This is a genomic window from Acidobacteriota bacterium (assembly GCA_012517875.1).
Classification (GTDB): domain Bacteria; phylum Acidobacteriota; class JAAYUB01; order JAAYUB01; family JAAYUB01; genus JAAYUB01.
On sequence record JAAYUB010000182.1, the window covers coordinates 1 to 8,319 of the forward strand.

At 65.7% G+C, this 8,319-nt stretch carries 6 protein-coding genes; 4 read left to right on the forward strand and 2 right to left on the reverse strand.

Annotated elements, in window-relative coordinates; genetic code table 11:
• Window positions 1-297: 297 nt before the first annotated feature.
• On the forward strand, window positions 298-1,473 hold the full coding sequence (gene galK, locus GX414_16950; protein ID NLI48792.1) for a galactokinase: 1,176 nt from the start codon (window positions 298-300) through the stop codon (window positions 1,471-1,473).
• 273 nt (window positions 1,474-1,746) lie between these two features.
• Here the strand turns inward: galK and GX414_16955 are convergent, their stop codons facing one another.
• Window positions 1,747-2,331, reverse strand: a complete 585-nt coding sequence (locus GX414_16955; protein NLI48793.1) for a hypothetical protein — start codon at window positions 2,329-2,331, stop codon at window positions 1,747-1,749.
• 73 nt (window positions 2,332-2,404) lie between these two features.
• Window positions 2,405-3,106 (reverse strand): hypothetical protein, encoded by a 702-nt coding sequence (locus GX414_16960; GenBank protein ID NLI48794.1) that lies wholly within the window; start codon window positions 3,104-3,106, stop codon window positions 2,405-2,407.
• A 682-nt stretch (window positions 3,107-3,788) separates the two neighbouring features.
• Here GX414_16960 and GX414_16965 point away from each other — a divergent pair.
• The 3 genes from GX414_16965 to GX414_16975 all read left to right on the forward strand — a co-directional run.
• Complete coding sequence (locus GX414_16965; GenBank protein NLI48795.1) at window positions 3,789-6,356, forward strand: DUF3300 domain-containing protein; 2,568 nt, start codon at window positions 3,789-3,791, stop codon at window positions 6,354-6,356.
• Between the two features lie 214 nt (window positions 6,357-6,570).
• A complete protein-coding gene (locus tag GX414_16970) occupies window positions 6,571-7,158 on the forward strand; it encodes a DUF3365 domain-containing protein (GenBank protein ID NLI48796.1) in 588 nt (195 codons plus the stop codon).
• 314 nt (window positions 7,159-7,472) lie between these two features.
• Window positions 7,473-8,319: hypothetical protein (locus tag GX414_16975; protein ID NLI48797.1), on the forward strand; the 847-nt coding region annotated here is incomplete at its 3' end.

An 8,319-nucleotide genomic window follows, 5' to 3' on the forward strand; every position in this document is an offset into this window, starting at 1 on the left:
GGATACATCAGATCGTGAATGTGTGCACGATGTGATGCTATTCGGCCACCCTTAACAACTCCCCCCTCGGGGGGAGTTGTGCACGATGTTAGTGAACATCGGTCATGAGAAAAGTTGTGCACGATGTGATGCTATTCCACATGTTAGGTATTTTGTTGATTATACCACATCGAATTATTGCGAATGTCAGACCGGCAGGACCAGGCACCGGACCTTGCGGCGTCACCCGGTCAATGGTACCATCGTCTTTCGGCCGGCGCGGCGCGCCCGGCTGCAAGCCCATCCAATGGAGAGCCCATGCCGGAGAGCCAGGCGGAGCGGATCCGAAAGACCTTCACGGCACGGTTCGGCCGGGAGCCCATGCTGGTGCGCTCCCCCGGCCGGGTCAATCTCATCGGCGAGCACACCGACTATAACGAGGGCTTCGTCCTGCCGGCGGCGGTGGACCGCGCCGTCATTTTCGCCGTTGCGCCCCGCGACGGCCGCCAGGTGCGGCTGCTCGCGGCCGACCTCGGCGAGGAGTGCGCCGTGTCGCTGGACCGGCTCCCCAAGCCCCGCCGCGGCTGGGCCGATTACCCGGTGGGCGTGCTGGAGGGGCTCCGGCGCGCCCGCCCCCGCCTCGGCGGCTTCGACTGCGCCTTCGGCGGCGACATTCCCGTGGGCGCGGGCATGTCCTCGTCGGCGGCCGTGGAGGCGGGACTCGCTTACGCGCTGGACGCGCTCTTCGAGCTGGGCCTGGCGCCGCTGGAGCTGGTGAAGCTGGCCCAGCGGGCCGAGAACGAGTACGTGGGCGTCCGCTGCGGCATCATGGACCAGTACACCAACATTTTCGCCCGGAACGGCCAGGTGCTGCGCCTCGATTGCCGGACGCTGGCCGCCGAGCATTATCCGTTTCCGTCGAACAAGCTGCGGGTGGTCCTGTGCGACACCGGGGTGCGCCACGCCCTGGGCGCCTCCGAGTATAACGTCCGGCGGGCCCAGTGCGAGGAGGGGGTGCAGCGGATCCGGCGGGCCCATCCGGCGGTGCGCAGCCTGAGGGACGTGACTCCGGATATGCTGGCGGCGGTGCGCCGCGAGCTCGATCCGGTGGTGTGGCGCCGTTGCGCCTACGTGATCGCGGAGAACGCGCGGCTGCTGGCCGGCTGCGAGGACCTGCGGCGGGGCGATTTCGCCGTCTTCGGCGAGCGGATGGGCCAGTCGCACGCGGGACTGCGGGACGAATACGAGGTGAGCTGTCCGGAGCTGGACCGGCTGGTGGCCATCGCCTGGACCGATCCCGCGGTGTTGGGCGCGCGAATGATGGGCGGCGGCTTCGGCGGCTGCACCGTCAACCTGGTCCGCGCCGACGGCGTGGCCGCCTTCGCCGAGCGCGTGCGCCGGACCTACCGGCCGCCCGACGGCGGGCCGGCGAAGGTGTATGCCTGTCGCATCGAGGGGGGGACGCGGGTCATCGCCCGTCCGCCGGTCCTCTGATGGGTGAACAATAAGCAGTGCGCAGTAAATGGTGGGGCGTGGGGGGCGTGGTTGTTTGTCGCCGCCGCTCGCGGCAGCTCCACATCGCCAATCGGTGGGTTGTCCCTTGTCTGCCTGTCGCTGAGTCAACCGTGAACGAATGGCGGAATGAGCGGAGACCGGAAATTTTTAACCGGATGGGTTCCGGCTGCGCCGGCTTGGGAACATGGCGGGGGCGGAGGGGGCCGGAAGCTGACAGCCGGGGCCGCCAGCTTCCGGCGGGCGTGAAGCCGTTTACTTTTTCACCGGGTAGTAGTTGATGTTCAGCAGCCGCCAGGGATTCTTGTAAGCCTCGACCACGATCTGGTTCGTCTTCGGATCCAGCTTGAGCTCCAGGGCCGGGATGATCGTGCCCGTACTCTTGCCCTTTTCCTTGCTCAGGATGACATCGCACGCCGACAGGTTGTAGTCGGTGGAACGCGTCTGGTGCCAGGCCTCGCCGAACCGGATGGGTCTGTCCGTGACCAGGCGGATCTTCCGGCCCTCGGGCACCTGAAACTCCCGGATGTAGTTCACGTCAAAGCCCAGCGTGCCGGTGATGGCCATGTGCCCCTTGGCTTTCATCTTGGTCAGGGCATTGAAGAGGCCCTCCGAGCCGGCGGCCTGGAACGCCTCCTGCAAGGCCTTCTGGTCGTCGTCCGTGGAGTACTCGTAGATGATGATCTTGACGTCGGTCCGCCGCCCCAACTGGGTGCCCTCGCCCTGCATGACGGCCTGGATGGTCTCGTATTTGGCGGCCAGACTCCATCCGCCGCCGAACGCCAGGCTGAACAGAACGATGGCCCATGCCGATCCAACAGTCCTGCGTGCGAATTTCATGGATTCTCCTTGTTGATGGTGTTCAGTCGAATCTCGTCCAGACTCACTCCAAACGATGTCCGAATTGCGGCGGTCACTGCCGCTGATAGTTGAAGTTCTCGATCGTGGCCGACACGTCCTTGCCCGGCACATTCACGGTGACCCGGGCGGCATACTGCGGCCCGCCCGGCATTTGGCCGAAATCGAGCTGTCCGCTGACGGCGTCCTCGTCCAGGACCGTCTGGAAGGCGAACCGGCGGGTACCCTTGGTTGCCGGATCGAGCCAGAAGGTCACCGTGTCCTTCGGATGGATGAAGCCGCCGGCTGTGACCTGGACCGTGCCGTCCGCGGCGTGGCTGTAGGCGGCCTTCGCGTAGAAATCCATCATGGTGCCCGGCGTGGGCGCCATGTATTCCTTGACCAGATCGGAGAGTGTGTCCGCCCAGTCCTTGAACTCCTCGATCTTCTTCTCCTTGATCCGGCCGCGGATGCCGCGCGCCTTCTTCTCCTCGGGCGGCGCGGTGAGCCGCGTCTTCTGCAGCTTGCCGTCGGCGTCGAACCGCATCTGGTACAACGCAGCCGGCTTGGGCTCGCCCTTCAGGGAGAACGCCACCCGCATCTGCCAGGTGTAGTGCCGCGTCAGCTCGGCGTTGGCCTTGGCGCTGGCCGCGTACTGGCTGGCCATGGCCGCCGGGTCCGTCCCCTGGGCGAGCACGGCGAACGCGAGGGCGCCCAGGACGACGGCAATGGTGACGGTTCGCAGTCCGAGGCGGACGATGGAAGAATGGTATCTCACGGGATGACCTCCGGGCCGGATTCCAGCTCATAACTAACACAAAACGGTTGCGGTGGCGACAGGATTTAATCGTCGGCGATCGGCGGCTGGCAGGCTGTGGATAGTGAACGGAGAACAGTGAACAGTGAACAGTGAGGAGACAGGAGATAGGGGTTAGGAGACCGGGAGTTGCGATCTCTTCGTGCTCGTAATCGTAATTCGTGATCGTAATCGTAATCGTAATCGTAATCGATGCTCGAGACTCGAGGCTCGTTCCTGTAACGTGGACATCGGACTTCAGAGATCGGATATCAGAACTCGGATATCGAACTTCTGATTTCGTGCTCGTAATTCGTAATCGGGATCGAAATCTCAACCCGGCGTAGCCGGAAGCCATTGAATGGAAGTATCCGGAATTCGCTCGTCCAACCAGCCGTGCATCGATCAGCCCGGCGCCTGAGACATGCGAACGATCTGTCGGCCGGCACACTCGCGGTACCTCCCGCCTGCCGGCTGTCAGATCTGGCTCATCTACGATCCCGACGACGATCACGATGACGATTACGAATTTTGCGTACGAACCATCAACTATCAACCATCAACCATCAACGATCCGAGAACCTTCCCGCTTCAAGTGTGGTTGACCGGAAGAAACTCTGTTATGATTGACCGCTCCGATATACCGACAGGAGATGAGGTGCCCATGAGCGCTCTGGTTGTACTGCTGGCGGCGGCTTGGCTGGCGGTGGGCGGGATGAGCGGGACGGCAGCAGCGACGCCGCCGGGGACGGCGGCGCCCGCCGCCGCGGCCGGGCAGCCGGCAGCGCCGGTGGACCTGACCGACGCCGGCTGGCCGCGGGAGATCGCCTGCGGCGACGAGATGCTGATTCTGTTCCAGCCGCAATTGGAGGGATACGAGGGGAACCGCCTGCAGGCCCGGGCGGCCATCGGGGTCAGGTCCGCCGGCGCCCAGGAGCCGGACCGGTTCGGCGTGGTGTGGATGTCCGCCCGCACGGAAGTGGACAAGGTGAACCGGCAGGTCACCCTGGACGACCTCAGACTCAGCCGGATCGATTTCCCCACCGCCAGCGACAAGGGCGAGGGATATCTGTCGTTCCTCGCCGCCAAGGTGCCCGCCAAATCGTGGGTCCTCTCCCTGGACCGCCTGGAGGCGGCCCTGGCGGCGCTCGATATCGACCACACGGTCGCGGGCTATGAAGTGAAGAACGACCCGCCCCGGATCTTTTACAGCAACGTACCGGCCCTGCTGGTGCTCATCGACGGCCAGCCGGTGCTGCAGCCCATGGCGGGGACGGCGCTCCAGCGCGTCGTGAACACCCGGGTGCTCATCGTGTTCGACGCCAAGTCGCGCACCTATTACCTCCACCTGATGGAGGGGTGGCTGCAGGCTCCGGATCTCAACGCCGGCTGGACGGTCGTCAAGAAGCCCTCCAAGGATTTGCAGAAGGCCGAACAGGCGGCCTTGGCCAGCAAGGAGATCAACATGCTGGACGGGCCGCCGGTCTCCGACTCGGGCGACAAGAAGCAGACCCTCAAGGACGCCGTCAAGAGCGCCACCGTGCCGACGGTGTACCTCAGCCTCGAGCCGGCGGAGCTCATCCAGACGACAGGCACGCCCCAGACCGAGAGCGTCCCCGGCACGGAGCTGCTCTGGGTGACCAACACCGGCAACAACCTGTTCGTCGATCCCGCGTTCGGCCAGTACTACGTCCTGCTCTCGGGCCGCTGGTTCCGGGCAAAGGGCTTCTCCGGGCCGTGGGAATATGTGCCGGGCGCGGCGCTCCCCGCCGGGTTCGCCCGCATCCCGCCGGATCATCCCAAGGCCAGCGTGCTGGCCAGCGTTCCCGGCACCGGGCCGGCGAAGGAGGCGGTGGTGGCCAACGCCATCCCCCAGACCGCCGCCATCAATCGGGCCGCGACGAAGCTGACCGTCACTTTCGACGGTGAGCCGAAGTTCAAGGACATCTCCGGCACCTCGCTGGAGTACGCGGTCAACAGCAAGACGCCGGTGATCCGGGTGGCCGCCGACAGCTACTGGGCGGTGGAGAACGCCGTCTGGTTCGCCGCCCCCGCGCCGCTGGGACCGTGGACTGTGGCCGTGACGGTGCCCGCGGTGATCTACACCATCCCCCCCAGCAGCCCGATCCACTTCGTGACCTACGCGCGGATCTACGGCTTCAGCGACGAGGTGGTCTACGTGGGCTACACGCCCGGCTACTACGGCACCGTGGTGACGAAGGAGCGAGTGGTGGTCTACGGGACCGGCTGGTACTATCCGCCCTACCTGGGGACGTGGTGGTACGGCTGGCCGTGCACCTACGGCTATGCGGCGACCTTCGTGTGGACTTCGGGCGGCGGCTGGGCCGTGGGGTTCGGCGTGGGCTACGGCTGGGGCTGGTACTACCCGTACTGGGGCCCGTGGTACTGGTACGGCTATCCGCTGTACCCGGCTTGGGGCTGGGGCGCGTGGGGCGGTTTCGCCGCGGTGAACGTGTACGGGCGCTGGGGCGAGGTGTCCTATGCGGGTACCCGCGCCGCCTGGGCCAATCCGTGGACCGGCAACTACGGTCGTGCCGCGCGCTACGGAGCCTATAACCCGAACACCGGTGCGGTGGCCGGCGTGTCCGGCTTCCGCAACACCAACATCTACACCGGCAACACCGCCGCCGGCATCCACGGCGCGGCGTACAATCCCGAGACGGGGCGCTTCGTCGCCGGCGGGGCGGGGTACATCGGCAATATCTACAGCGGCGACTACGAAGCGGGCGGCCGCCTGATCGCGTACGACAAGGACACCCAGACTGGTTTCGCCGTGAACAAGAACAACGTCTACGCCGGCAAGGACGGCAACGTGTACAAGTACGACCGCGACTCGGGCAACTGGTACGAGCGGAGCGACGGCGGCTGGAATCCCGTGGATCCGCCGGAAAAGCCCGCGCGGCCCGATGACAAATCCGGGACCACCTCCCGACGGACCGTCGCCGACCGCACTGCCGCCACTGACCGGACCGTTGCCGCGGACCGGGCGGTCGACCGCACCGGGACCCGGCCGGGCGGGGACAGCGCGTCCCGTCCGCCGTCGGCCGGCCGGGCGAAGGCGAGCGAGCGCACGCAGTCGCTGGACCGTGATTTCAAGGCCCGCAGCCAGGGCGAATACCGCAGCCGGCAGTTCCAGTCGCAGTCCGGCAACTGGACCCGCGGCGGCGCCGGCCGAAGCCTTGGCGGCGCCCGCGGCGGACGCCGCCGGTAGTCCGGGCGGGCTCAGCGCGATCCGGGTTTGAAGAGGCCGGCGTCGTCGGCGGAACATCCGAACCGGTGCTGAGTCCGTGCGCGGATAAACGATTGCCGGTGCCATCGGGCCGCATGCGTCGAATGCGGCGGACGGTGCGGCTTTGATAAGTGTCCGGCGATGCGGCGCGTTCGATGCGGTACAATAAGTGAAACGGACGGCAAAGGAGACGGCGATGCGGCGCGTGACGGTGGGCATCATCCTGTTGGTTTGGATCGCGGGGGCGGCGCGGGGCGGCGCCGCCGAGGACGAGGCGCTGGCCGGGGCGCGGGCCGCCGCCGCCAAGCTGTCGGGGGGACTCATGAGCGCCCTGACCGAGGCGCTCCGCGCCGGAGGCGAGCCGAACGCCTTGGCCGTCTGCCACGACCGGGCCCAGGCCATCACCTCAGCCATCACCGCTGAAACCGGTCGGACGGTGCGGCGCACCTCTTTGCGGACGCGCAATGCCGCTAACCGGCCCGATGCATGGGAGCGTGCCGGGCTCGAAACATTCATCCGGCGGGCGGCGGCGGGGGAGGCGCCCGAAGCGTTGGAGCTCACCGCGGTGGTTATCGCAGACGGGCAACGGGTGTTCCGCTATCTCAAGGCGATTCCCACCAAGGCGATGTGCCTGCGCTGCCACGGCCCGGCGGTGGCGCCGGAAGTGCTCGCGGCGGTGAAGCGGCTCTACCCCGATGACGAGGCGGTGGGCTTTCGCGAGGGGGACATCCGCGGCGCCGTTTCCGTGCAGCAGCCGCTGCCGGCACAGCAGCCCGCCTCCTGATTCGTACTCGGACTCGTCATCGCGGCTCGAGACTCGAGGCGCGTTCCCGTTGTTCGTTGACGTGATCGTGATCTTGAGCGTCATTTCGATCCGACGCAACTCGGTGACGATTTGACGGGCGTTTGATCGGCAGATTGCCCACCCGACGCACCCGAAACACGCCAGGTCGAATTCCGAGTATGAGCCGGCGGACCGTTCCTGGTCAGTCCTGCTGAACGGCCGGGCATTGACTATTTCGTATTCTTGAAATATGGATATAAGGGACACTGACGCACCAATTCATACTCCATAAACATGGAGAAAGGAGGCCGACGGTGAAGCGATCAATTTCGAAACGCGTGATCCTGGCCGGATGTTTCATGACGTCGTGGTGCGTGCTGGCAGCTCAAACGCAGTCGTTCGACTGGTTCGCCTTCGGTCAGGCCCTGAATCAGGGGCCGCAGCATGTGCTCGGCTCGGCCGATGCGCGGGCGATCGTTGCGAAAGTCGCGGACCAGATGGCCCGCATGAATGTGCCGGTCAACACCGGCTGGGTCGGCCGCATGAGCTCCGCCGCGCAATACGGCCGGCAGGATGTCGGAACCTGCACCTGGGTCAATGATGCCGTCCAGAAGGCGCTTCATGGCGCGGGTTTCCGCAAGGACCAGATCTTCGGGGTGATCGGCGTCGGCGAAGGGCGCGGGAAAGCGATGTCCGCCGGGCTGTGGCTGAACGTCGATCATATCGCGCCGGCCGTGGTGATCAACAAGCAAGTGCTGACGTTTGACCTGTGGCACCACAGTTACGATACCGGCGGGTTTGCCGGCATGGCCTCGTCCAGCTGGAACGGACGCGATCTCTCGAGCTGGTGCGTCAGCACGCAGCATTACACCGGCTTCATGTACAGCACGTATGGAGCTCAGCCGATGGTCGATCCCGTGCACCCTCAGGCACTGCAGGAGATGATCGTGGAAAAACAGTTCCAGCAGCGCTATCCACATTTGAAACCCAAGAAAGCGGTAAAGGTCGAGCCTTCCTTTTCCGGGAACTGGAGCGATTTCACGGACGCCGCCGGAACGCTGCGCATGACCCAGGAAGGCAGCCGGGTGACGGGCGCCTACACCCATCATGGCACGAACGGCTCCCTCAGCGGCACCCTGACGGGTAGAACCTTGCGGGGCA

Excerpts from the sequence above, each read along its gene's own strand:
- GX414_16965 (NLI48795.1), top strand. The coding sequence starts at position 3,789 with ATGAGCGCTCTGGTTGTACTGCTGGCGGCGGCTTGGCTGGCGGTGGGC.
- galK (NLI48792.1), top strand. The coding sequence starts at position 298 with ATGCCGGAGAGCCAGGCGGAGCGGATCCGAAAGACCTTCACGGCACGG.
- GX414_16955 (NLI48793.1), bottom strand. The coding sequence starts at position 2,331 with ATGAAATTCGCACGCAGGACTGTTGGATCGGCATGGGCCATCGTTCTG.
- GX414_16970 (NLI48796.1), top strand. The coding sequence starts at position 6,571 with ATGCGGCGCGTGACGGTGGGCATCATCCTGTTGGTTTGGATCGCGGGG.